The organism is Streptomyces bottropensis ATCC 25435, from assembly GCF_000383595.1.
GTDB classification, from domain to species: Bacteria; Actinomycetota; Actinomycetes; order Streptomycetales; family Streptomycetaceae; genus Streptomyces; species Streptomyces bottropensis.
In genome coordinates this window covers 390,676-416,046 of record NZ_KB911581.1, presented here as the reverse complement: position 1 = coordinate 416,046, position 25,371 = coordinate 390,676, and the positions used below count along the sequence as shown (strand labels likewise).

18 protein-coding genes are annotated in these 25,371 nt (G+C 70.1%); 10 read left to right on the top strand and 8 right to left on the bottom strand.

Annotated elements, in window-relative coordinates:
* Positions 1 to 557 precede the first annotated feature (557 nt).
* From STRBO_RS0101900 to STRBO_RS0101885, 4 genes are read left to right on the top strand one after another with little or no spacing between them, the layout of a single operon-like run.
* A complete protein-coding gene (locus STRBO_RS0101900) occupies positions 558 to 1,493 on the top strand; it encodes a M48 family metalloprotease (RefSeq protein WP_005483643.1) in 936 nt (311 codons plus the stop codon).
* A gap of 18 nt (positions 1,494 to 1,511) precedes the next feature.
* Positions 1,512 to 3,728 (top strand): hypothetical protein, encoded by a 2,217-nt coding sequence (locus tag STRBO_RS0101895; protein ID WP_005483642.1) that lies wholly within the window; start codon positions 1,512 to 1,514, stop codon positions 3,726 to 3,728.
* Between the two features lie 48 nt (positions 3,729 to 3,776).
* Positions 3,777 to 4,370: a hypothetical protein gene (locus tag STRBO_RS0101890; RefSeq protein ID WP_005483641.1), complete on the top strand. Its 594-nt coding sequence runs from the start codon at positions 3,777 to 3,779 to the stop codon at positions 4,368 to 4,370.
* Between the two features lie 40 nt (positions 4,371 to 4,410).
* Positions 4,411 to 5,016, top strand: a complete 606-nt coding sequence (locus STRBO_RS0101885; RefSeq protein ID WP_020113689.1) for a hypothetical protein — start codon at positions 4,411 to 4,413, stop codon at positions 5,014 to 5,016.
* A 25-nt stretch (positions 5,017 to 5,041) separates the two neighbouring features.
* Here STRBO_RS0101885 and STRBO_RS0101880 read toward each other — a convergent pair whose 3' ends face one another.
* The gene (locus STRBO_RS0101880) at positions 5,042 to 6,373 is read right to left on the bottom strand and encodes a hypothetical protein (RefSeq protein WP_020113688.1); all 1,332 of its coding nucleotides are present in this window, start codon (positions 6,371 to 6,373) and stop codon (positions 5,042 to 5,044) included.
* 235 nt (positions 6,374 to 6,608) lie between these two features.
* Positions 6,609 to 7,043: a hypothetical protein gene (locus tag STRBO_RS0101875; RefSeq protein ID WP_005483637.1), complete on the bottom strand. Its 435-nt coding sequence runs from the start codon at positions 7,041 to 7,043 to the stop codon at positions 6,609 to 6,611.
* A 659-nt stretch (positions 7,044 to 7,702) separates the two neighbouring features.
* On the opposite strand from STRBO_RS0101875, the gene STRBO_RS0101865 reads away from it, so the two are divergent.
* Positions 7,703 to 8,668: a pectinesterase family protein gene (locus STRBO_RS0101865; RefSeq protein WP_005483632.1), complete on the top strand. Its 966-nt coding sequence runs from the start codon at positions 7,703 to 7,705 to the stop codon at positions 8,666 to 8,668.
* 129 nt (positions 8,669 to 8,797) lie between these two features.
* Entirely contained in the window at positions 8,798 to 10,855 is a 2,058-nt protein-coding gene (locus tag STRBO_RS0101860) for a fibronectin type III domain-containing protein (protein WP_005483630.1), read from the top strand.
* 92 nt (positions 10,856 to 10,947) lie between these two features.
* Here STRBO_RS0101860 and STRBO_RS0101855 read toward each other — a convergent pair whose 3' ends face one another.
* The 5 genes from STRBO_RS0101855 to STRBO_RS0101835 all read right to left on the bottom strand — a co-directional run bounded on the left by STRBO_RS0101855 (position 10,948) and on the right by STRBO_RS0101835 (position 16,653).
* Positions 10,948 to 11,400: a heat shock protein transcriptional repressor HspR gene (locus tag STRBO_RS0101855; protein WP_020113685.1), complete on the bottom strand. Its 453-nt coding sequence runs from the start codon at positions 11,398 to 11,400 to the stop codon at positions 10,948 to 10,950.
* 5 nt (positions 11,401 to 11,405) lie between these two features.
* Positions 11,406 to 12,584, bottom strand: coding sequence for a molecular chaperone DnaJ (gene dnaJ / locus STRBO_RS0101850; protein ID WP_005483622.1), 1,179 nt, complete (start codon positions 12,582 to 12,584; stop codon positions 11,406 to 11,408).
* Positions 12,585 to 12,626: 42 nt separating this feature from the next.
* Positions 12,627 to 13,319 (bottom strand): nucleotide exchange factor GrpE, encoded by a 693-nt coding sequence (grpE, locus tag STRBO_RS0101845; RefSeq protein ID WP_005483620.1) that lies wholly within the window; start codon positions 13,317 to 13,319, stop codon positions 12,627 to 12,629.
* On the bottom strand, positions 13,316 to 15,169 hold the full coding sequence (gene dnaK / locus STRBO_RS0101840; protein ID WP_005483619.1) for a molecular chaperone DnaK: 1,854 nt from the start codon (positions 15,167 to 15,169) through the stop codon (positions 13,316 to 13,318). Before dnaK ends, grpE begins: the two co-directional genes overlap by 4 nt.
* Before the next feature lie 134 nt (positions 15,170 to 15,303).
* The gene (locus STRBO_RS0101835; protein ID WP_020113684.1) at positions 15,304 to 16,653 is read right to left on the bottom strand and encodes an MraY family glycosyltransferase; all 1,350 of its coding nucleotides are present in this window, start codon (positions 16,651 to 16,653) and stop codon (positions 15,304 to 15,306) included.
* Between the two features lie 310 nt (positions 16,654 to 16,963).
* On the opposite strand from STRBO_RS0101835, the gene STRBO_RS0101830 reads away from it, so the two are divergent.
* The gene (locus tag STRBO_RS0101830) at positions 16,964 to 19,246 is read left to right on the top strand and encodes a (Fe-S)-binding protein (RefSeq protein ID WP_005483611.1); all 2,283 of its coding nucleotides are present in this window, start codon (positions 16,964 to 16,966) and stop codon (positions 19,244 to 19,246) included.
* Between the two features lie 158 nt (positions 19,247 to 19,404).
* On the opposite strand, the gene STRBO_RS0101825 is transcribed toward STRBO_RS0101830, so the two are convergent.
* On the bottom strand, positions 19,405 to 20,205 hold the full coding sequence (locus STRBO_RS0101825; RefSeq protein ID WP_005483609.1) for a DUF6281 family protein: 801 nt from the start codon (positions 20,203 to 20,205) through the stop codon (positions 19,405 to 19,407).
* 288 nt (positions 20,206 to 20,493) lie between these two features.
* Here STRBO_RS0101825 and STRBO_RS45325 point away from each other — a divergent pair, with 288 nt between their 5' ends.
* The 3 genes from STRBO_RS45325 to STRBO_RS0101810 all read left to right on the top strand — a co-directional run bounded on the left by STRBO_RS45325 (position 20,494) and on the right by STRBO_RS0101810 (position 25,336).
* Positions 20,494 to 21,975 (top strand): FG-GAP and VCBS repeat-containing protein, encoded by a 1,482-nt coding sequence (locus tag STRBO_RS45325; RefSeq protein ID WP_005483607.1) that lies wholly within the window; start codon positions 20,494 to 20,496, stop codon positions 21,973 to 21,975.
* A gap of 268 nt (positions 21,976 to 22,243) precedes the next feature.
* The gene (locus STRBO_RS0101815; RefSeq protein ID WP_020113683.1) at positions 22,244 to 23,719 is read left to right on the top strand and encodes an FG-GAP-like repeat-containing protein; all 1,476 of its coding nucleotides are present in this window, start codon (positions 22,244 to 22,246) and stop codon (positions 23,717 to 23,719) included.
* Between the two features lie 192 nt (positions 23,720 to 23,911).
* Positions 23,912 to 25,336 (top strand): FG-GAP-like repeat-containing protein, encoded by a 1,425-nt coding sequence (locus STRBO_RS0101810; RefSeq protein WP_005483602.1) that lies wholly within the window; start codon positions 23,912 to 23,914, stop codon positions 25,334 to 25,336.
* The last annotated feature ends 35 nt before the right edge of the window (positions 25,337 to 25,371 follow it).

Below are 25,371 nucleotides of genomic sequence, written 5' to 3'. Positions count from 1 at the left end.
TGCCACCCGTGTACCCCGCTCCCGGTGCGCAGCCGGGCATACCGCCGTACGGTGCCCAGGCCCAGCCTCCGCAGCAATACCCCCAGGGATACCCGCAGGGCCCCGCCCACCCGCCTCCGGCGCAACCGCCCTACCAGGCGGCTCCACCCCAGCAGGCCTACCAGGCGCCGCCGGCTCAGCCGCTCCACCACGCGCCTCCGCAGCAGCAGCAGTACCAACCCGGGTCGCCGCCACACCAGTTCGCGCCGCCCCAGTATCCGCAGCAGCAGTATCCGGCGCCCCCACAGGCCGCTCAACCGCCCTACGCGACACCTCAGACGCCGCCTCAGGCACCCCACCATCCGCTGTACGCGTCCCCGCAGGCCCCGCCACAGCCGCAGCCGGCCTACCCGCAGCCCACCCAGCCGCAATCGTCCTACCCGCAGCCCCATCAGGGATACGCACACCCCCATCAACCGCACTACCAGCAACCGCAGTCGACCCCTCCGCAGGTCACTCAGCTCCCGCAGAACCCGCAGAGCCCGCAGACGGCTCAACCCGCGCAATACACCCAGCCCGTGCAGTACGCCCCGGCGCCCGCCATCCCCACCACCCCCGGTGCCGCCTCCCCCTCCGCATACGCCCCGCCGGGCACCCCCGACGTCCGCCGCGGTGCCGACTCCTCGTCGGTGACCACCCTGCTGCTCAACCTGCCCCTCTTTCTGAGCAGCCTGCTGGTGATGTTGTTGATATCGCTGTCCATGCCGAGCGGTGTGGACATCGCGTTCGTCGTCGCCTGGGTGGCATCGGGCGCCCTGGTGTTCACCCGGCCGGCCGAACGTGGCCTCGCGAAGCTGTACTTCAGGATGCGCGAACCCCTGGGCAGCGAACTCGCCGTGCTCCAGCCGATCTGGGACGAGGTCACCCAACGGGCGGGCATCGACGGCTCGAAGTACGACCTGTGGATGGAGGACACCGACGAGCTCAACGCCTCGGCCGCCGCGGGGCACATCGTGGCCGTGACGCGCGGCGCCATGCGCAAGTTCCCACCCCAGCAACTGGCCGCCGTGCTCGCCCACGAACTGGGCCACCATGTCGGCGGCCACGCGTGGTCCGGTCTGCTCGGCAACTGGTACGCCGTGCCCGCCCGGCTCTTCATGAGTGCCCTGAGGCTCGTGATCCGCGGCGTCGCCGTGGTCTCCGAGATTCTCGCCGGACTCGTCGTGCTGTTCCTCGGCGCCATCGCCATCGGCCTGCTGTTCACCTTCCCGGCCGCGGTCGCCCTGTACGCCGTACCGTTCCTGCTCGCCTGGTCCGGGCGCCAGGGAGAGCTGCGGGCCGACCGGTTCGCGGGCCTGATCGGCTACGGCCCCCTGTTGGTCTCCGTGTTCACGGCGTGGCACGCGCAGGGAGCCGACGACGCCCGCCGCAAGGAGGGTCCGATGGCGCGCCTCATGTCCACACACCCGCCGTTCCACAAGCGCATACGCGCGCTTGAGAACTTCGTCGCCTGACCGGCCTGGAGCCCTCCCATGACGATCGAAAGCACCGAGGCCGGGCAGCTCGGCCCGTATCTGAGACTGTTCGATGCCGGCCAGCGTGTCGGTTGGATCTACCGCGACCCCGAGGCGTTGCGTCAGCCGTTCGTCGAAGCCGAGCCGCAGCGCGAGGAGCTGGACGGCGGCTACGAGAACCGCGTACAGGCCACCCGGCTCGACCGCAAGGACCGCATCAGCTCAGCGGTGAGAATCGGTATCACTGTCGCGGTGGTGTGTTACCTGCTGAGCCTTCTCTTCGGCACCCTGATGATCAAAATCGGCGGTGCCGTCGTCGCCATCCAGGTGGCACGCGTGGCCTACGCCTCTTGGCGGTTCAACGCCGCCACCCGCGCCCGCACCAACCAGCAGAAGGCTCTGGAGCAGCGGTTCCAGTACGACTGGCAGTCATGGCACCAGCGCTGGACGCTCCACGAGGCCCAGCAGACGCAGTGGGTCGGCGGCCTGGACGCCTGGGGCGCTCTGCCCTTCGGCGCCAACGCCCGGCGGCTGGACGTCTTCGGTGGCAGCCAGCGCGGCCGCGAAGGGTTCCTCACGATCTTCGGTGCCTCGACTCTGCGGGAGCGGCCGCTGATCGTGCTGGACCTGACCCAGGCCCTGGTGTGCCGTGAGCTGTCCGTGCTCGCCGAGGCGGGCGGAGTACCCGTGGACGTACAACTGCTGCCCAGCCGTATGACGGAGAGCGGCATCGTCCACGGACTCGCGCCGGACGAACTGGTGCAGGCGCTGGTCGAGGCCATGCACGGGGACAGTCTCGAGTCGGACCGGGCCGAGCGGGCCGTGAACACCCGGATCCTCACCCAGTTGTGCGGCGCGCTGGAGGGGAATGTGTCCCTGGCGCGGCTGGGTGCCGGGTTGCGCGTGCTCGTGGGTGAGCCCGACGACGCCAAGGCCCTGAGCAGGGAGGAGCGCAACCGCATCGCCGACGACTTGTTCAGTGACAAGAACAAGGACCAGATACGGGACAGTCTTTTCCGGCTGGCGTCCTTCGTGCACCCGCTGGAGCAGCTGGGCACCGCCCGCGAGGGGCGTGGTCCTGGCTATCTGACGTGCGTGGCCCTCGACTTCGGCGCCGGTTCGGCGAGCACGGAGCTGCTGGCCGACCTCGCCATGCAGAGCGTGATGCGGCGGCTCTCCTCGTTCCAGGAGGAGCCCCCGTGCGTGGTCGTGGCACTCGGTGAGCAGGGCCTCCAACGGCGCCATCTCGAACAGCTCGCCCAGGTCTGCGAACGCCGCGGTGCCCAACTCACCTTCGTGCACCCCCATTTGCGGGAAGCCGGAGAAGAACTGATCGGTGGCGGAACGGTCGCCTTCATGCGGCTCGGCAACCATCAGGAGGCCACGGTCGCCGCCGACTTCCTCGGCCGTCACCACTCCTTCGTCCTGCACTCCCTGACGGACACCGAGGGCCGGACCGTCAACACGTCCGTCGCCAAAACGATCGGTTCCTCCACGAGCCGGGGCACCACCACCAGCCACTCCGTCACCCGCGGCCAGAACTGGGGCAGCAGCAACTCCACCACCTACCAAGGGTGGTTCAACCCGCTGTCGACATCGGACTCCACCAACTCCGGCGGCAGCTACAGCGAGACGACCGGCACCTCCACCAGCGTCACGCACACCACGAACGAGTCCACCACCCACACAACCGGCGACAGCGACAGCACGAGCCTGGCGACCGGGCGGCAGCGCGTCTACGAGTACGCCCTCGAACCCACCCAGCTCCAGTCGCTCGCCGAGTTCAACCTGCTGGTGGTGGACCGGCAGCCCGGCGGGGCCGTGCAGGTGCACGCCGCCGACTGCAACCCCAACGTCGTCCTGCTGGACCGGGTCAGCACACAGCCGTTGCCCCGCTTCGACACACCACCCCACCACAGCCCGGCCCCCGCCATCACCGCCGAGCAGACGTACCCGGACCCACAGCAGCACTACACGCCTGTGCAGCAGCCCGAGGCACCGCAACAGCCGTACAGCGGAGCGCCCCAGCAGCCGTACGCCACCGCTCATCAGGCCATGCCACCGCAGCAGCCGTACACCCCAGCGCCGCCGCAGGCCCCGGGAACCCAGTGGCCGTCACCGGGACAGCCGGCCGACACCCGTGCCTGGGGCATGCCCCAGCAGCCGGGCCCGCCCCAGCAGCCCCCGGGCGGCTGGACCCAGGGACCGCCGCCGAACTGGCCGGGGCAGCAGTAGCCGAGGACACGCGATGGACACAGCAATCCAGGAGACAAGGCGCACCCCATGGCCCACCTGATCGCCGGCCGCAGCCCACGGCAGGTGCTCGACGAGCTGCTCGCGCTCAAGATCAGCGGCTGGCCCGGGCGCTGGTCCGCGATGCCGGAGGACGAGGAAGACCTGAAGCAGTGGTACGGGGGCCTCAGCTGGGAGCCCCTCTGGCACCAGAACCCCCTGCAGTACGTGCGTACGGCGCCCGGCGGACGCTTTCGCTTCCTCCGGCACGGGAAGGCCAGACAGCCGGTCACGTCCATCAGCTCGACCGTCTGGGCGGTCCGCGGGGAGACGCTCGACGAGAACCCACGGCTGCGCGAGCTGACCTTCGAGCGCTCGCTGGCCTACGCGGACGCCATCACCGCGGAGTTGGGAACCCCCTCGGGGCAGGGCGCGCTGGACTCCCGTGACTTCCCCGTGGTGCCGCGGCACACTCCCCGAAGCGGCGCACCACGGCCCCAACGCCTGGCGCTGTGGCACCTCGACGGCCCGGTATCACCGCTGATCGAACTCACCGTGTTGCTCGGCATGGGCTCCGAGGAACGGCCTTATCTCGCGGATACGCGGATCGAACTGCACTGCCACCGCGCAGAGGATCACCGTTGACACAGTCTTCGAGAAAGCTCTTCGAGAAAGGTGACAGGTAGTGGCGACCGCGAGAAGTAACCGCACTCCCGCCCAACTGGCCGACGAGTGCCGGGCGCTCGAGCGTGTGCACTGGCCCACGGTGTGGGCGGGGCCACCTGCTCCGGGCCGTCCGCTGGAGGACTGGTGCGCCCAGTTCGGCTGGAAACCGCGGTCCGCCGAGTGGGTTCTGGACGTCACCGGTTCCACCGGGCAGGGCATGGCGCTCTACCCCGCCCAGGAGCGTGGCTGGGCGCCGGTGAAGCTCGTCAGCTGGACCCCTTGGGGGCTGAGCGCCGACGACACCTCCGAGAACGACGCCGTCCTCGACCGGGCGGCCGACGCCTGGAGCGCCTACGAAGCGGCCCTCCGGCCCATCCTCGGTGAACCGGAGTACTCGGGAGCCTGGGACGACCCGGGCTTCCCCGAGCCCTGGCACGAGCACCACTGGCTCATGCCCCGCGATCTCCGGTTGGAGGACATGTGCCCGTACCGGATGACGATCTGGCGGGAACGCCACCCCGAGGACCGCGTCACCGTGCTCAAGGTGAACCTGGGCCCCGCACTCGAACCGGGCGAGCTGCGAAGGCCTTTGATCAACATCACCTGCCGCCCGCCCGAGATCTGATCCGCCCGACATCGCGGCGCGGTGGTCAGATGGTGCGGGGTGTGGCCGGGCGCCAGATCCGCAGGTCGAGCTGTGCGGCTTCGCCTTCGTAGCCCCGCTCCAGGAATCCGCCTTGCAGGAAGAGTCCGATGGCGGGAGCGGGCTCGCCCGCCGAGGGCCATATCGCCACCGAGCGGGTGTCGATCTTGAAGTGCAGGCCCTGGCTCCGACTCTTCCACTCTTTCGGGTACCCCGGCCCGTGCAGGTGACCGCAGTACCCGGGTTCGCCCAGAATCTCGGTGGCGGCCGCCATGCAGTCCGTCCACAGGGCGTCCGCAGGGTCGAGCACATTCCTGTGGTGGCGCGAGGAGGGCCTGGAGCTGATCCTCCAGAGCTTGGCCTCCAGCCAGTTCACGCGTGCGGGGTAGCGGAGCACCGGGGGCAGCCACAGGGAGAGGCATTCCGCTGTGGTGACGGAGACGCAGTGTGATGTGTCGACGCCGGACACGGTCCAGCCGAGCCCCCGCGCCCAGCGCTCCAGTTCGTCGACCGAGGCGAATGCCCGGTTCCACCAGTGGGCGCCGAAGATCGCGTCCCAGTCCCAGGTCGAGACCGCTCTCAGCTGTGTGGCCACGTCCTGCCAGGTCGTGTCCGGCTTGTCCACCGGGTCCGGATCGCCGAAGAATCGCCGGGCCCCTGGGGCCATTCCCCTCCTGGTGACATCGACGACCTTCTCCACCTCGGCGTCGCTGTCGTCCAGGACGATGCGCGCGGGATCGTGCAGGTTCAGGTCAACAGAGTGTCGGCCGTAGCCGTCGGCGAAGACCTCGAGGGCGATCACGGCGGACCCGGGCTCCGGCGGATTCCACACGGCCAGCCGGTACGGGTTGTACCGCCGCCGCTCATCCAGGGCTCCGAACCTGCTGCCGAAGCTGACGGGAAATCCGGCGCCGTCCCAGGCTCCGTCCCATGTCGGCGCGCCGAGAACACTCCGAGCGGCCGCCAGGTACTCCCCCCACGCCGTGGCCGTCTCAGCCGCTTCCCTGTCGTGCACCCCCCTGTGCCGGTCAGGATCACCGCCGGTCCACAGCCGATGGGAAGCCCGGGCGTAATCCTGTGAATGGGACGTCGTGGTCTCCAGGTGATGCCGCTTCCCGGTGCGGGTCTGCACCGTTATCGGCCCCCAGTCGTTGGTGCGCCACTGGAAGTCGATCACCTGCCAGTCGAACTGGGCGAGCCACGCGGGGTCGGGCTCGTAGCCTCCGCCTGCTCCTGGCCACACCTTCCGCCAGTCGACCTCGGTCAGCACGGCGAGCTCCGTCGCCAACTCCTGCGGTGTCGTGTGGACCTTGGGACCGGATACCGGCTCACTCTTCACAACTGACAAGGAAATCAACTCCCTCGGTACGGAGGCCATGGCTGCCCTTTTGTTCGACCCAGACAACAGTGCTCCGCTGAACGCGTCCCAGGCCGACCTGTACATCAAACGCGTCAGCACGCGTTTCCGCCCAGCCGCCCATGTTGCTGAGATCCGCCGGCTGTAGGAGCGTCACAACCTGGGCTACTCGGCCCAGTTGCTCCAACGTCTTGGCGATCCGACGCGCCTGGCGTCGTCACCAGAACCGGCCTCCGATCTGGCGCCACGCCGGCGACTTGCCGTTCTCGTAGGGCTCGATCACGCCACCATCACCCCCGGTGTCAGCCCAGTAGCGAAGATGACCGTGGAACTCATGGTCCGCACCACCCATCCCCGCCGACAGGCCCCGAAGTCGCTTGTCGACCTCGAGCGACTCGACCCCGGGATCGCTCACACGCAGGTACTTGATGGCCCGCGGACGGCCCTGGTCGTCAGCGCCCGCGTCAGCGTCCGGAACGAGCACCCAGTGGGCCCGGGTGACCAGTTCGGCCAGCTCCGGCTCGTCCAGTCCGTACGGCGCGACCTGGAACCCTCCCGGGAACGCGTCCTGGTCGATCAGTTCCCACAGTTGTGCGAGCGGGACTGGTGAGCGCAGTTCGATGGTCCCCGCGACGTAGAAGTCACAGGCCATTGGTGCTCCCTCCGCTGAGGCATTTCGGTGGTGTCGGTCGGAATCCCTGCCCCGTCCGCCCGGTCTACTGGCTTCGGCTGATGAAGGCACGCAGCTCGGCGCGGGGGTCGATGGAGTTGATCCAGGTCCTGTTGAGCTGTTCAGCCGAGCGGATGCCGGAGAGAAGCATGTCGCGCATCTGCGAGACCGCCTCGCCCTCGCCACAGCGACGCGGCCGCGCGCCTCCTCGGAGTCGTCATCGGCCGCCAGTACCTGAACCAGATGTTGCTCCCAGGCCCCGACGCGGCGCCAGGCGTGCATCTCGCCCTGCGCGGACCCGGCGTACTGCAGACCGACCAGATCCCATCCTTGGTTCTGCGACAAGGGGGTGCCGGCGGAGACCCAGCTCGTGGCCATTTCCGCTGCTAGCTGGGCCAGTTCCTCGTCGGTCGTCTCTGAGGCCTGAGCTGTGGGTCGTGACGGCACATGGTTCATGATCCCAAGCTTATCGTCGATCCGACGATAATGGCAAGGTACGATTTTCTGCGCCCGCACGGCGCCATGCTTCCCTCAAGCGGCACGCATCCCGGCGGGCCTCTCGGCACGACGACCGGACAGCGCACCCGGTTCGTACCTGCGACAGTTGGGCGTACCCCAGGGCCGCACAAGCCGCCCGCAGGGTGGCCCCCGTCCCGGGCGCCGACGCTGTCGTGGACGCGGACGCGGACGGCCACGGGGACCACACGAGCGTGGCCGCGCTCAACGCGCTCGGCGCGGGCACGGCCGCCGACCCGAAGGTCATCCAGGTGAACCCGGGGACCTACAGGGAACTCGTCCAGGTCACCAACAAGTACGTCCGGCTCGTCGGGGCCGGTGACGACCCGTCCCAGACCGTCATCACGTACGACAACGCCGACGGCACCGGCGCACTGGGCACGCAGAACAGCCGGACCATGTACGTGAAGGGCTCGGACTTCCTGGCCCGCAACCTCACCATCGAGAACTCGTACGACGAGGCGGCAGGCACCTACGCCAACGAGCAGGCCGTCGCACTCCTCACCCAGGCCGACCGGCTCGTCTTCGACGACGTCCGCTTCCTGGGCAACCAGGACACCCTCTTCCTGAAGTCGACGACCACGACCCCCAACCGGGTCTCCTTCACCAACTCCTACGTCGAGGGTGACGTCGACTTCGTCTGCGGCTACGCCACCGCCGTCTTCGACCACTCCACCTTCAAGCTCCTCAGCCGGGGCTCGAACAGCAACAACGGTTATGTGGCCGCCCCTTCGACCGACTCCTCCACGAACCACGGCTTCCTGATCACCGACTCCACGCTGACCAGCGACGCACCCGCCAGCAGCTTCCACCTCGGGCGCCCCTGGGTGACCGCGTTCGCCGGCGCCGAGGGCAGCCTGGTGATCCGCGAGTCGTCCCTGCCGGCGGCGATCAAGGCCGCGCCCTACCAGGACTGGAGCTCCGGCGGCACCACGTACTCCTGGAAGGACTCCTTCTTCCGCGAGTACGCCAACACCGGCCCCGGCTCGGTCCCCTCGGCCACGGCCGACCGTCCCCAGCTCACCGCCGAGGAGGCCGCCTCGTACGAGAAGGCCGACTACCTGCGTGGCTGGACCCCGGACGTGGACTGACCCGCACAACCAATCCCCCACCCCGACGGTCCGATCGTCGGCGGCACACGTCCCCGGCCGCCGACGATCAGGCACGACATCAGCCCCAGGCACCGGCACACCAGCAGCCCAGAACCACCGAGGACCCCAGTGACCCCTCCCAGACGTACAGCGGCCGCCGCGGCGACCGCTGTCGTGCTCGCGACCGCCGGCGGTCTGCTCACCGCGACCGCCATGCCCGCGTCCGCCGCCGTGACGTGCGCCTCGCCCGTGTTCAAACGGCAGTTCTTCGCGAACACCTCCTTCTCCGGAACGCCGAAGAAGACCGACTGCGACAGCGCCATCGACCAGGACTGGGGCACCGGCGCGCCCGCCACCGGCGTGCCGTCCAACAATTTCGGTGTCCGCTGGACCGTCACCCGGGATTTCGGCTCCGGCGGCCCGTTCACGCTCTCCGTCTCCGGCCTGGACGGCATCCGCGTCTATCTGGACCCGGGCACGACCGAGGCCCGCAAGATCGACCTCTGGAAGAACGTCTCGACGACCGTCTCCAAGACCGTCAACCTCACCATCCCGTCCGGCAAGCACACCCTGCGCGTCGACTACGTCAATTGGACCGGCTCCGCCAAGGTCAAGTTCGCGTACGCGCCCCGGACGTCGGCCACGGTCGACCAGGCCAAGCCCCTCGCCCCGACCGGTACCGGGTTCGACTACATCATCGAGCCGTACGAGTACACGACCGCCGTCGTCACCTGGGCGCGCAACAAGGAGATGGACCTGGCCGGTTACCGCGTCTACCGGAAGGTGGCCGGCACCAGCGCCTGGACGAGGGTGGGCACGACCACCAACCTCAGCCACTCCGACACCCCGCCGTCCACCGGACAGTCGTACACCTACGAGGTCCGCGCCTACGACAAGGCGGGCAACGAGTCGTCCGGCAGTGCCGACCAGGGCCCGATCCCCACGGACGACGTGACCGGCCCCGCCGCGCCTGTCCTCGGCGCCACCGCCGTGGAGGCGTCCAACAACCTGACCTGGACGGCCTCCGCCGACGCGGTCAACTACCGCGTCTTCCGCAAGACGGTCTCCGCGACCTCGTACACCACGCTCGCCGACACCACCTCCACCAGTTACACCGACACCTCGGCCCGGTACGGCACGGCGTACGACTACAAGGTCAGCGCGATCGACGCGGCCGGGAACGCGACCGCCTCCGGCGTCGTGCGCAGCACGCGGAGCATCACCCCGCCGCAGAACGTGACCGTGACGACGCCCAGCTGGGGAGCGGTGTTCACCTGGACGGAGCCGGCGGGCGGCGACACGGCCGACTACCGCGTCCTCCGCTCGGAGACCTCGGCGGACGGCTCCAGGCAGTGGACGACGGCCGACTGCCGCAGCCGGAAGACCAGCACCGACGAGGCCGGCGACACGGTCCGCAGCTGTACCGACTACGACGGCGCCCACGGCGTCCCGTACCACTACGTGATGACCCGGAAGAACACCGCGGGCCTGTGGTCCACCGGCTCCGCCGAGCTCACCGTCACCCGCCCCGGCGACGAGATCCCGCCGCCGCCCGTGACCGGCCTGACCGCCGAGCCGCTGGAGTACGGCGTCAAGCTGGACTGGGACGACAGCGCGGACGCCGACCTGGACAGGTACGAGGTCTACGAGCAGCCGACGCAGTGGGGCACCCCCCAGTACATCGGCACCGTGGACGGCGGCCGCTCCGAAACCGTTCTGCCCGAAGCGGCGGACGGCGAGAGCACGCACTTCATCGTCGTCGCCCACGACATCTACGGCAACTCCCTCATCGACACGGTCGACCCGAACGTCGACCACTGGAGCCAGCTCGCCTCCAAGGTCGCGGTCACCGAACTCGACCTCACGCCGACGTCGTTCCCCGAGGAGACGGCGGCCTGTCTGCTGTACGCCTCGGGCATCCGGGCGGGGGGCGTCAACGTGGACCCGGACTGCGACGACTCCGTCGTCACCGGGGCCGCCGGCCTCAACGTCCACCGCTGGGACCGCGCCACGAGCCAGTACGTCCGCGTGAACGACGTACCCCTGGCACCGGGCACCACCTACTGGGTCGACACCACCGCGCCCGCGGGAACGACCCTTCACTACGTGGTCTCGGTCGTCGCCCAGGACGGCTCGGAGACCTTCACCAACGTGGACTCGGCCGTGACCCTGCCGAGCGGCTCATAACGCGAGCGGCGAGCGGGCACGGCGCCGAGCGCACGCGAGGGGCCCGGAGGTTCAGCTGAACCTCCGGGCCCCTGACGTCACGTGACCAACCGTCAGTCTGACGGCTGCCGCCCCTTCGGCCGCCACACCACCAACGCGCTGCTCTGCTGCATCTCCTGATACGGCACCAGGTCGCGCCGGTAGGAGGCATGGACCGCCGCCTCGCGCTGGCGCATGGTCGCGGCGGCGCCGTCGAGGGCGGCCTCCATCTCGGCGACCCTCGACTGCAGGGCCACGACTTGGTTCTCCAGCTCGATGATGCGCTTGATGCCGGCCAGGTTGATGCCCTCGTCCTGCGACAACTGCTGGACCGTGCGCAGCAGTTCGATGTCGCGGGCCGAGTAGCGGCGGCCGCGCCCGGCGGTGCGGTCCGGGGAGACCAGACCCAGGCGGTCGTACTGGCGCAGGGTCTGCGGGTGCAGACCGGACAGCTGGGCGGCCACCGAGATGACGTACACCGGTGTCTCTTCCGTCAGCTGATAGGGGTTTCGACGGCGGCCGTCCATCACATTCATGCTCCCTTCGCGGCCTGGAACAGCTCCGCCCGCGGGTCCTCGCCCGCGGTCGCCTCGCGATACGCCTCCAGGGCGTCACGAGCCTTCCCCGACAGGTCCTTCGGAACACTCACCTCGACGGTGATCAGCAGGTCCCCGCGGGTGCCGTCCTTGCGGAAGGCTCCCTTGCCCCGGGCCCGCATCGTACGGCCGTTGGGGGTGCCCGGAGGCAGTTTCAGGGTGACCGGCGGTCCGCCCAGGGTCGGGACCCGGACCTCGCCGCCCAGGGCCGCCTCCGGATACGTCACCGGGACGGTCACCGTGAGGTTGTCGTCCTTGCGGCCGAACACCGGGTGCGGGTCGACGTGCACGACGACGTACAAGTCGCCTGCCGGGCCGCCCCGTTCACCGGGGGCGCCCTTGCCGCGCAGCCGGATCCGCTGGCCGTCGGAGACGCCCGCCGGGATCCTGACCTGCATGGTGCGGGACGACTTGGCGCGGCCCGACCCCTTGCAGATGTCGCAGGGGTCCTCGGCGATCAGGCCCCGGCCCTTGCAGTCGGGGCAGGGGTCGGTCAGGGAGAAGCCGCCGCCGGAGCCCCGCGCGACCTGGCCGGTGCCGACGCACGTCGGGCACACGCGGGGCGTGCCGTTGGCGTCGCCGGTGCCCGAACAGGCCTTGCAGGGCGACTGCGAGGACATCCGGAGCGGGACGGTCGCGCCCTCGATGGCCTCGGTGAAGCTCAGCGTGACCTCGGACTCGATGTCCTGGCCGCGCCGGGGCTGCACCCGCGTGGTGCCGGAGCTGCCCCGGTTGAAGAGGCCGCCGAAGACATCGCCGATGCCCCCGCCGAAGCCGCCCGCCTGCCCCCCGCCCTGGGCGCCGCCTCCGAAGAGGTCGCCCAGGTCGAAGTTGAACGAGCCGCCGCCTGCGCCCGGCCCCGGGCGGAAGCCGCCGTTGCCGAAGAGGGCGCGGGCCTCGTCGTACTCCTTGCGCTTCTTGGGGTCACCGAGGATGTCGTTGGCCTCGGAGATCTCCTTGAAGCGCTCCTCGGCCCTGGTGTTCCCCTTGTTGGCGTCCGGGTGGAACTCGCGGGCGAGTTTGCGGTACGCCTTCTTGATCTCGGCCTCGGTGGCGTCCTTGGGGACGCCGAGGACCTTGTAGTAGTCCTTCTCGATGAAGTCCTTGGTACTCATCCGCGACGTCCCTCCTTCCGCTCAACCTGCATACCGCCTGCGTCAGCCCTCGTCCGGGCCACCGCTCTCCTTGTCGTCGGCACCGGAGGCACCGGAGGCGCCCTCGGACTCCTCGGCCTTGGCGGACTGCGCACCGGGCTGCGGTTCGGCCACGGCCACCCGCGCGGGGCGGATGGTGCGCTCGCCGATGCGATACCCCGGCTGGAGAATCGCCACGCACGTCGTCTCGGTGACGTCGGGCGCGTAACTGTGCATCAGGGCCTCGTGGATCGTCGGGTCGAAGGGCTCGCCCTCCTTGCCGAACTGCTGCAGGCCCATCTTCGCCGCGACCGTCTCCAGCGACTCGGCGACGGACTTGAATCCGCCGACGAGTTCGCCGTGCTCCCGCGCGCGGCCGATGTCGTCGAGCACGGGCAGGAGTTCGGTCAGGAGGTTCGCCACGGCGATCTCCTTGACCGTGATCCGGTCGCGCTCGACTCGTCGGCGGTAGTTCTGGTACTCGGCCTGGAGGCGCTGGAGGTCCGCGGTGCGCTCACCGAGCGCCGTACGCACCTGGTCCAGCTGTGCCGTCAGACCGGCCACCTGGGCCGTCGCCGCCGCGTCCCCGGCCGGGGCCGCCCCCTCCTGGGGGGCGGCCTTCGGCTCGGCGTCGTCAGAGCCGGAGGGGACATCAGGCTGCTGCGGCTGAGCCGACTGCGGCTGCTGCTCGTCGAAGCCCGGGGTCTCCTCCGTCACGCGGCACCGTCCTTGCGCTCACGGTCCTCGTCGACGATCTCGGCGTCCACGACATCGTCGTCGGCCTTGGCGTCACCGGCGCCGGCGCCGGCCTCGCCGCCCGCGGCCTGCGCGGCCTGGGCGTCGGCGTACAGGGCCTGGCCGAGCTTCTGCGAGACGGCGGCGACCTTCTCGGTGGCCGTGCGGATCTCGGCGGTGTCCTCACCCTTGAGGACTTCCTTCAGCTCGGCGACGGCGGCCTCGACCTCGGTCTTGATGTCGCCGGGGACCTTGTCCTCGTTGTCCTTGAGGAACTTCTCGGTCTGGTAGACGAGCTGCTCGCCCTGGTTGCGGCTCTCGGCGGCCTCGCGGCGGGCGTGGTCCTCCTCCGCGTACTTCTCGGCCTCCTGGCGCATCCGGTCGACCTCGTCCTTCGGCAGCGAGGAGCCGCCGGTGACGGTCATCTTCTGCTCCTTGCCCGTGCCCAGGTCCTTCGCGGTCACGTGCATGATGCCGTTGGCGTCGATGTCGAAGGCGACCTCGATCTGCGGGACACCGCGCGGGGCGGGCGGCAGACCGGTCAGCTCGAACATCCCGAGCTTCTTGTTGTACGCCGCGATCTCGCGCTCGCCCTGGTAGACCTGGATCTGCACGGACGGCTGGTTGTCCTCGGCGGTGGTGAAGATCTCGGACCGCTTGGTCGGGATCGTCGTGTTCCGCTCGATGAGCTTGGTCATGATGCCGCCCTTGGTCTCGATACCGAGGGACAGCGGGGTGACGTCGAGGAGCAGGACGTCCTTGACCTCACCCTTGAGGACACCGGCCTGGAGGGCGGCGCCGATGGCGACGACCTCGTCCGGGTTCACACCCTTGTTGGCCTCGTTGCCGCCGGTCAGCTCCTTGACCAGCTCGGCGACGGCGGGCATACGGGTGGAGCCGCCGACGAGAACGACGTGGTCGATCTCGGACAGGGCGATCCCGGCGTCCTTGATGACGTTGTGGAACGGCGTCTTGCAGCGCTCCAGCAGGTCGGCCGTCAGCTGCTGGAACTGGGCCCGGGTGAGCTTCTCGTCCAGGTGCAGCGGGCCCTCGGCGGAGGCGGTGATGTAGGGCAGGTTGATCGAGGTCTCCGTGGAGGAGGACAGCTCGATCTTCGCCTTCTCGGCGGCCTCGCGCAGCCGCTGCAGGGCCATCTTGTCCTTGGCGAGGTCCACGCCGTGGCCGGCGCGGAACTGCTGCACCAGGTAGTCGACGACGCGCTGGTCCCAGTCGTCACCCCCGAGGTGGTTGTCACCGTTGGTGGCCTTCACCTCGACGACGCCGTCACCGATCTCCAGGAGCGACACGTCGAAGGTGCCGCCGCCGAGGTCGAAGACGAGGATCGTCTGGTCGTCCTTGTCGAGGCCGTAGGCGAGGGCGGCGGCGGTCGGCTCGTTGACGATACGGAGCACGTTCAGCCCCGCGATCTCACCGGCCTCCTTCGTCGCCTGGCGCTCGGAGTCGTTGAAGTACGCCGGGACGGTGATGACCGCGTCCGCGACCTTCTCGCCCAGGTACGCCTCGGCGTCGCGCTTCAGCTTCTGCAGGATGAAGGCGCTCATCTGCTGCGGGTTGAAGTGCTTCCCGTCGAGCTCGATCTTCCAGTCCGTGCCCATGTGACGCTTGACGGACCGGATCGTCCGGTCCACGTTCGTGACCGCCTGGCGCTTGGCGACCTCGCCGACGAGCACCTCGCCGTTCTTGGCGAAGGCGACGACGGACGGCGTGGTCCTGGCGCCCTCTGCGTTGGTGATGACGGTGGGCTCGCCGCCTTCAAGAACGCTGACGACGGAGTTAGTCGTGCCCAGGTCGATGCCGACCGCACGTGCCATTTCGATTCCTCCAACAATGACTTGAGTGGAACAGACTCAAGTGTGCACGACGCCTCCCGTTGGGTCAACAGACCTGAGTCGAGGGGGCTCAACTCTTATGTTTTCCTTATGCGCAAGCGGGCGCTGACCTGGGCTTACGGGGAGAGGAGGGGCGGGGCATGGGGGTGACAGGCTGCTGGTGGGGGCGCGTGGAGGGTTCCCCCGGCCCCCGACCCCCGTTCCCCCGCCCCCCCCCGCCCCGCCCCCCCCCGCCCCCCCGCCCCCTGTCGGCCGAGGCGGGTCGGCCCGGAGGAGGGGCTGGGAGCGCGGCCCCCCGGAATGGAGCGAGGGGCGGCGTCGGACACCCGGTGGACGCCCGTCGGAACCACCGGGGCACCCGGGGGCCGCGGACGGCGCGCGGCCGCACCGGCGGCGGCCGAAGCGGCGGCGGCCGAAGCGGCGGCACCCGCGCCGGCCGTAACGGACCGCGCACCGGACCGCGCACCGGACCGCGCGGCCCGTCCGGCGGCCACGGCGGTACGAGGCGGACCCACCGGCACGAAGAGCATCCCGAGGACGACCACCCCGGCCACCCCCGCCACCCACCACGCGACCCCCGGCTCCGTCCACAGCATGTGGATGGCGAGCCCCACCCCGGCGGAGCCCCCCGCGGCGATCCCCAGCACGACCACCACCCCCGGCGGCGTGAGACCGATCCGCCGCAGCCGGTGGGCGAGATGGTCGGGCCCGCCCCGCCACAGCTCCCGCCCCGCCCGCTTCCGCGACACGAGGACGAGGACGGCGTCGGCGGTGGCCACGGCCGTGAGGGCGAAGGGCGCCCCGACCCCCGCCCCGTACCCGACGGCGTACACATGCAGCACACCCCCCGCCAGCACGAAGCCCACGAAGAGCGCCCCGCACGTGCCGAGCACGACCCGCGCGGGCGGCCAGTTGTGCATCAGGAACCCCGTGAGCGCGGCCGCCACCACGCTGAACAGCGTCGCCAGACCGTCCATGACCTCCGCCGCCGCACACCCGCTCAGCGCGAACGCGGTGACCGCCCCGACCACCCCGAGCGCCCCGTCGGAACGCGCCATCCCCTTGAACCCGTGCACCACGAGAGTGATCCAGGCGATCCCCGACACCCCGCCCAGTACACCCAGGTCGCGGTACGGCACCACCAGCGCGGCGGCGACGACGACCCCCGCCGCCCCGACCACCGCCGGAAGGCGCCACACGTCACCGACCAGCCCGAGCAACCCGAGCCCGGCCCCCGCGACGATCAGCCACCCGGCCTCGTCCCCCAGGGGAGCGACCCCGCTCCACTCCCCCACCCAGGCCACGGCCCCCACCCCGGCCATCACCGCGACCCCGCCGAGCACCGGCACCCGCCGTCCGCGCCGCCGCTCCACGATCCCCAGCCGCAGCGCGGGCACACGGACGGCCGCCGAGAGCACGGCGGTCAGCAACAGGGCGGAGGCGGCAGCGAGGATTCCGTACAGCACGGATCCAAGTTAGGCGTGAATGTCACAATTTCTCATGAATAACACGATCGTTTTGAAACAGCGCGCCCGCGCCGGCACCCGCAACCGGCCCCCGCCCCGGCACCTGCGCTTATCACCCCCGGCGCGACAGGCCCGCACTCAGGCAACCCTCAGCGACGCAGATCACCGCCCCCCTGGCTACAGTGCGGCAGGAGAACTGGGTAGTCTCAGACGGACTGCATAAGTTACCGCTTAGTAATGATCTCCCATGATCTCCGAGGAGCCGGGCAGGCACCCCGGAGAAAACCCTCGCAGGCCCGAGGAGCCCCCAATGCAACTCGCCGCGATCATCGTGTCGCTGGTCCTGACCGTGGTCGGCGTTGCGCTCATCGCCCGAGCCGTGGCGCAGATCTACCGGTTCGTGAAGCTCGGTCAGCCGGTGCCCTCGGGCAGCCGTACGGACGACCCGAAGGCGCGCTCGATCACCCTGGCCAAGGAGTTCCTCGGCCACACCCGGATGAACCGGTGGGGGATCGTCGGCTTCGCTCACTGGTTCGTCGCGATCGGCTTCCTGACGCTGCCGCCGACCCTCGCCCAGGCGTACGGCCAGCTGTTCCAGGCGGACTGGACGCTGCCGGTGATCGGCGGCTTCCTGCCGTTCGAGATGTACATCGAGTTCATCGGTGTGATGACGATCCTCGGCATCCTCGTGCTGATGGCCATCCGACTGCTCAACCTGCCCTCCCGGGCCGGCCGCAAGTCGCGTTTCGCGGGCTCCAAGGCCTGGCAGGCGTACTTCGTCGAGTACGTCATCCTCACCATCGGCCTCGCGATCTACACCCTGCGCGGCCTCGAAGGCGCCATCCACCACGTGGACCACTACGAGGCCGGGTACTTCGCCTCGTACCCGCTGGTCCTCGCCTTCAAGGACCTGGACCCCAGCACCCTCCAGAACCTGGTGTACCTCGTCGCGATGATCAAGATCGGCACCTCGCTGATCTGGATGATCACCGTCTCGCTGAACACCAACATGGGTGTCGCCTGGCACCGCTTCCTCGGCTTCCCGAACATCTGGTTCAAGCGCAACGCCGATGGTGCGACGGCGCTGGGCGGTCTGCAGCCGATGACCTCCGGCGGCAAGCCGATCGACTTCACCGACCCCGGTGACGACGACGTCTTCGGTGTCTCCCAGGTCGAGCAGTTCTCCTGGAAGGGCATCCTCGACTTCTCCACCTGCACCGAGTGCGGCCGCTGCCAGTCGCAGTGCCCGGCCTGGAACACCGGCAAGCCGCTCTCCCCGAAGCTGCTGATCATGTCGCTGCGGGACCACGCGCACGCCAAAGCCCCCTACCTGCTCGCCGGCGGCGGCAAGAGCATGGAGGGCGAGGAGAAGGCGTCCGAGGAACAGCTCAAGGACGTGCCCGCCGCGGCTCTCGCCGAAGCGGAGCGCCCGCTGATCGGGACCGTCGAGGAGAACGGCGTCATCGACCCGGACGTCCTGTGGTCCTGCACCACCTGCGGCGCCTGCGTCGAGCAGTGCCCGGTCGACATCGAGCACGTCGACCACATCGTCGACATGCGCCGCTACCAGGTGATGATCGAGAGCGCGTTCCCCTCCGAGGCGGGCACGATGCTCAAGAACCTGGAGAAGAAGGGCAACCCCTGGGGCCTGGCGAAGAAGCAGCGCCTGGAATGGCTCAAGGAGGTCGACTTCGAGGTCCCGGTCGTCGGCAAGGACATCGAGGACCTGACCGAGGTCGAGTACCTGTACTGGGTCGGCTGCGCCGGCGCCCTCGAAGACCGCGCGAAGAAGACCACCAAGGCCTTCGCGGAACTGCTCCACATGGCGGGCGTCACGTTCGCCATCATGGGCGGCGACGAGAAGTGCACCGGCGACTCCGCCCGCCGCCTCGGCAACGAGCCCCTCTTCCAGGAGCTCGGCATGGAGAACGTCGCCGCGTTGAACATGGCCTTCGGCGAGGACGACGAGGACGAGTCGACCAAGAAGCCCAAGTCCGCGAAGAAGATCGTCGCCACCTGCCCGCACTGCCTCAACACGCTCGGCAACGAGTACCCGCAGCTCGGCGGCGACTACGAGGTCATCCACCACACCCAGCTGCTCCAGCACCTGATCGACGAGGGCAAGCTGATCCCGGTGACCCCGGTCGAGGGCCTGATCACCTACCACGACCCCTGCTACCTGGGCCGCCACAACAAGATCTACACACCCCCGCGCGAGATCATGTCCGCCGTCCCGGGCCTGCGCCAGCAGGAGATGCACCGCCACAAGGAACGCGGCTTCTGCTGCGGCGCCGGCGGCGCACGGATGTGGATGGAGGAGCGGATCGGCAAGCGCATCAACAACGAGCGCGTCGACGAAGCCCTCTCCCTCAACCCCGACATCGTCTCCACCGCCTGCCCGTTCTGCCTCGTCATGCTGACCGACTCGGTCAACGGCAAGAAGAACGACGGCAAGGCCAAGGAGTCCATCACGGTCGTCGACGTCGCCCAGCTGCTGCTGGAGTCCGTCAAGACACCCGTCCCGGACGAGGACGAGCCCCCGGCGGGCACGACGGACACGGAGAGCGAGCCGGAGCCGCAGCCGGTGAAGTAACCGTCCGCGCACGGCAGTCGCCCCGACGCCCCCGGTCCGCACGGACCGGGGGCGTCGCCGTGCCACGGCCCGCACGGCCCGCACAGCTCACACGGCTCACACGGGCACGCACGGGCACGCACGGCTCAGGGACCCTGCGGCTCGGGGGCTGGTACCGCTCACCCTTCCTCGGCCGCGAGCAGGTCCTCGACCTCGGGCGCCAGGTCGTCGTCGGACAGGGGGACCATGAGGAACGGCTCCTGGTCCGCCGAGTAACGGATGGCAATCGCGTCGGCCGGGTCCAGCCCCTTGATCTCGTACGCCTGGAACGCCTCCGGTTCGGCCGAGGGGTGGGCCTCGCCGGGCATGTCCCCACACGGCACCGCACGGGCGATCCCGGCCTTGTCCCCCAGCTCGATCTTCGCGTCGCCCCGGCTGACGTAGCTCTCGTCCCCGTACTCCACGACGAGCACACACTTCCCCGCAGCCACCCCGCTGTCACCGCTGTCACCGCTGTCGGAGCCGTCTTCGTGGGTGCCGTCGTGGGTGCCGGCGCCCTCGCCGCCCCGCTCCTTCTTCCCGAAGAGGCGCTCGGCCGCCTCCCGCACGCCTTCGTCCGCGGTCATGTGGATCACGACGCGCACCTCGGCCCCCGGGGACTCGCGGACCGCGATCGCGTCCTCGGTGTCGACGCCTTTGATGGCGTAGGCCGCGTAGTCGCCCAGGTCCCCCGGCTCCACCTGATCCTCCTCGCCACCGCCCTGGTCGTCACAGACGGAGTCCCGTGCGGTGCCCACCTCGGCGCCGAGGGTGTAACCGACCCTGCCCGCGTCGACGTACTGCCGGTTGTCGTAGTCCACGGCGAACGCGCACGAGGACGAACTCGTGCCCCCGGTGTCCAGTGCCGCGCACCCGACGGCCAGGGGCGTCATCGCAAGGACGGTCAGGGCGATCCGTACACGGGTACCGCTCAGCATCATGTCTCCCACCGGTTCGACGGCTCGTCTGTCGTTGCCTCGCACCGCAGACGCACGAGCGCGGAAGAACGTTCGGGCCGCCGACGCGCCCCACACCCCACCCCCGACGCACCCGATTCCCCGGAATTTTCCCCGAGTTCACGTACAACCCACCCACCCCTCCGGCGGTCTCCTCTTCGCCGACGTCCTCCCCGACCGCCGACCGACTCCAGGCGTACGCGGGCGGAACAGGCACCCCATCGACGTGGACACCCGCTGCCGGGCGTCCCGTATGCCGCAGGAGATCCCCGCATGCGCAAGCATTCGCGACTCGCCCTCGCCACGGCCTCCGCGGCCGCGCTGACCGGCGGTCTGCTCACCTTCTCCGCCACGACGGCCACGGCCGCCGACCCGGTCCACCACCCGGTGGCCGACTTCGACGACGACGGGTACGGCGACCTCGCGTACTCGGCCCCCGTCGCCACGGTGGACGGCAAGACCTACGCCGGCCAGATCGTCGCCCTGTACGGCTCGCCGAGCGGCGTGACGGGTGAGAACCGCACCACGCTCAGCCAGAACACGCCCGGCATACCCGGCAGCGCCGAGATCGGCGACGCCTTCGGCGGGCACAGCGCGTACGGCGACTTCGACGGCGACGGCTTCGACGACCTCGCGGTGTCCGCGTCCACGGAGGACACCGGAGGCGTGCGGGACACCGGCACGGTCACGATCGTCTGGGGTTCGCCGCGCGGCCTGTCCGGCGGTACGACGCTGGCGGACCCGGCGCCCTCCCGGCACGGCGGCTGGGGCAAGTCGCTGGCGGCGGGCGACTTCGACGGCGACGGCACGGAGGACCTCGCGATCGGCACCGCGTCGAGCACGGTCCATGTGTTCGGGGACGGCATCGCCACGTCGGGCAAGCCCGGTTCGTACCGCACCTTCAAGGCGCCCATCAGGTCCGAGGAGTTCACAGGCGCGCTCGACCTCCACGCGGGCGACGCCAACGGCGACAGGCGGACCGATCTGATCGTCAGCGGCATCGAGGCCGGCGGCGCGTGGCGCCACAACGTCAACTTCTACGTACCCGGCACGGCCACCGGCCCGTCCGTCGCCTCGGCCCGGAAGCTGAAGCCCGGCCTCGTCAGCGCCGTCGGCGACATCAACGGCGACGGCTTCGGCGACATCGTCACCGGCCAGCACTGGGACCCGATCGACGACCCCGACGTGCTCTCCGCGCCCGACTCCGTCACCGGCGGCAAGGTCAACATCACCTACGGCTCGGCCGCCGGCCCGGTCACGGCCACGTCCACCGCGGTGTCCCAGAACACGGGCCAGGTACCCGGCACCTCCGAGCGCGAGGACAGCTTCGGCTTCGAAGTCTCGCTCGGCGACATCAACGGCGACGGCTTCCAGGACCTGGTGGCCGCCACGTCCGACGAGGACTTGAAGGGCGTCGTCGACGCCGGCGCGGTGACGGTCCTCTACGGCTCGGCCGCCGGCCTGGACACGGACGCGGGCTTCCAGTACTTCACCCAGTCCACGGCCGGCGTCCCCGGCACGAACGAGAGGTACGACCACTTCGGATCCGAGGTGAAGCTCACCGACGTCACCGGCGACGGCAGGGCGGACCTGACGGTCGGCAGGGCCGGCGAGAACTTCGGCAACGGCTCGGTGGTCTATCTGCCCTCCGACGGAACGAAGATCACCACGACCGGCACGCGCTCCCTCGGCCCGTCCGCCGTGGGCGTGTCGACGCACTCCTCCCCGAACTTCAGCGCCGACGCCGCCAACTGACCCGTACGCGGTCCTGACCTCTCACGTCCCTCGCACCTCTCCTTCCCTCCCGTCCGCTCCAGTCCCTCCCCTCTCTCCTGTCTCTCCCCTCTCTCCCGTCGCAAAAATTTCTCGAACTCCCGTACAACCCTCCCGCCACCTCACCGGTCTCTTGTTCGCCAACTTCCCCGTGAAGCCCAGGTGAAATCCGGGCGAACACGGACAGGAAGGCACCCCATTTGACGCGGGACGTCTGCCAGGCGTCCCGCATGCGGCAGGAGATTCCCGCATGCGCAAGCATTTGCGACTCGCCCTCGCGACGGCCTCCGCGGTCGCGCTGACCGGCGGTCTGCTCACCTTCTCGGCCGCGTCGGCGACGGCGGCCGACTCGGTCCACCACCCCGTGGCCGACTTCAACGGCGACGGCTACGGCGACGTCGCGTACTCGGCGGGTGGAGCCACGGTCGGCGGCAAGAAGTCCGCCGGACAGATCGTCGCCCTGTACGGGTCCGCGACCGGCGTGACGGCGACCAAGCGCACGACCATCAGCCAGAACACCACCGGCGTGCCCGGTGACGCCGAGACGGGCGACTGGTTCGGCTGGTCCAGCGCGTACGGCGACTTCAACGGCGACGGCTTCGACGACCTCGCGGTGGGCGCGCCGACCGAGGACGTGTCCGGCGACACCGACGGCGGCACCGTCCTCATCGCGTGGGGCTCGGCCACGGGCCTCTCCGGCGCCACGACCGTCAAGGACCAGGCGCCCTCGTCCCACGACCAGTGGGGCAAGTCGCTGGCCGCCGGGGACTTCGACGGCGACGGCACCGAGGACCTGGCGATCGGCAACTCGTCGAACCTCGTGTACGTCATCGGCGACGGCATCACCAAGTCCGGGTCGTTCGGCGACCAGTACGGCATCAAGCTGGACCTCCGCACCGGCAACGGGGGCTCGATCATGCTCACCGCCGGCGACACCAACGGTGACAAGCGCACCGACCTGGTCGTCGACGGCTTCGAGACCGACGGGGACTATGGCTACAACACCAACTGGTACGTGCCCGGCGCGGCCGAGGGCCTGGGCTCGGACGGCGGTGTGCGGGAGCTGAAGCGCGGTGTCATCACCGGCATCGGCGACGTCAACGGCGACGGCTTCGGCGACGTGGTCACCGGTCAGGACTGGGACCCGTCCAAGGACGGCAGCGAGCCCAGCGTGCCCGGATCGTCCACCGGCGGCAAGGTCCACATCATCTACGGCTCCGCCGACGGCCCGGCCACCACGGTCGCGGTGACGCAGAACAGCGGCAACGTGCCCGGCTCCTCCGAGCGCGGCGACTACTTCGGCAGCGAGCTGTCCCTCGGCGACATCAACGGCGACGGCAAGAGCGACCTGGTCGTCGGCGCACCGGGCGAGAACCTCGGCGGTGTCGTCAACGCCGGTGCGGTGACCGTCCTGTACGGCTCGGCCTCCGGCGTGAACACCACCTCCGGCTACCAGTACCTCGCCCAGTCCACGGCCGGTGTCCCCGGCTCGGACGAGAAGGACGACCAGCTCGGCGGCGAGGTCAAGCTCACCGACGTCACCGGTGACGGCAGGGCGGACCTCACGATCGGCGCGTACGGCGAGAACGACTACAACGGCTCGGTGCTCTGCCTGCCCTCCGACGGCACGAAGATCACCACCACCGGGTCGCGCTCCCTCGCCCCGTCCGCGGTCGGCGTCTCCACCTCCGGCCAGCCGTTCTTCGGCGCGAACGCGGCCAACTGACGTACGGGACAGCCGAGTCGGGCCCGCATCCGGCAAGGGTGCGGGCCCGCTCGCGAAGGACGGCTCCGCACTCCCGGGAGTCGCGCCGCCCTCCCGTGCAACCATCCCGCCCCTTCGCCGGTCTCCTGCTCGCACACCCCTAAGCCGGCAGTGGGGCGCGCGCCACGCGCCCTCCTCCCTCCTGGAGTCCCCTTGCGCACTCGCCCCTTCCTCCTGGCCGCGGGCCTGCTCGCCTCCGGTCTCACACCGCTCGCCGTGGCCGCCCCCGCCGGCGCGGCGGCCGCCAGGTACGCGGACGACTACAACGGCGACGGCTACCACGACCTCGCGGTGGGCGCGCCGGGCACCGATGTCGGCAGCGCCTCGTCGGCCGGCGCGGTGGTCGTGCTCTACGGCTCCAAGTCGGGCGTCTCGGCCGCGAACCGGAGCGTGATCACGCAGAACACGAGCGGGGTCGCCGGTACGGCCGAGCGGCAGGACTCCTTCGGCGCCAGCCTGGCCTCGGCCGACTTCGACAAGGACGGCTACGCGGACCTCGCCGTCGGCGCGACCGGCGAGGGCGTCGGCGTCGACACGTACGTGGGCCAGGTCACCATCCTGTGGGGCGGCAAGAAGGGACTGTCGGGCGGTACCGCGCTGCCGCAGCCGTCCGACATCGCCGCCGAGCAGGGGTACGGCCACGGCCTCGCGGCGGCCGACTTCGACGGTGACGGCTCACCCGACCTCACCGTCACCGGCCTGTGGCAGACCCGGATCTACAACGGCCCGTTCAAGAAGACCACCGGCGCCGCGGCGAGCGCGAACTACGTCAGAACCGTCGGCTCCACGGACGACGTCGGCGCGGGCGACCTCACCGGCGACAGGGCCGCCGAGCGCGTCTACACGTACGCGACGACCTCCGACCCCGGCGGCCAGGTCAGGTACCACACGTACAAGGGCGGCAGGACCAGCGTGGTCGACATGCCGAAGGCCGAGGGCAACAGCCGCGTCACCGTCGGCGACATCAACGGCGACGGCTACGGCGACCTCGTCCTCGCCGACCCCGGAGAGCCGGCGCTCCAGGACGGCGCGGGCCACCTGGGCGGCCAGGTGGAGATCTGGTACGGCGGCAAGGGCGGCCCCGACCTCACCCAGACCCCGACGGTCATCAACCAGGACACCCCCGGCGTCCCGGGCACGGGCGAGGAGTCCGACTTCTTCGGCGGCTCCCTCTCCGTCGGCGACATCAACGGCGACAGGTACGCCGACCTCGCGGTCGGCGCGCAGTACGAGGGCGTGAACGGCAAGCGGTACACCGGCAGCGTCACCGTCCTGTACGGCTCGGCCGCCGGTCTGACCACCAAGGGCGCCAAGGCCTACCACCAGGACACCTCGGGCGTCCCCGGCACCGCCGAGACCCAGGACGGCTTCGGCGGCGCCGTCCGCCTGATCGACCTCGACCGGAACGGCAGGGCCGAACTGGTCGTCGCGGCGCCCGGCGAGAACACCAGGGGCGCGCTCCTCGTCCTCAAGGGCACGGCCTCCGGCCTGACCACGAAGGGCGCCAGGAGCATCACGGCGGCGAACGTCGGGCTCAAGGAGACCGCGTACAGCTTCGGCGCGCAGCTCGCCCAGTAGCCGCGCCCTTCCCCTCCTCCCACTTCGAAGGACAT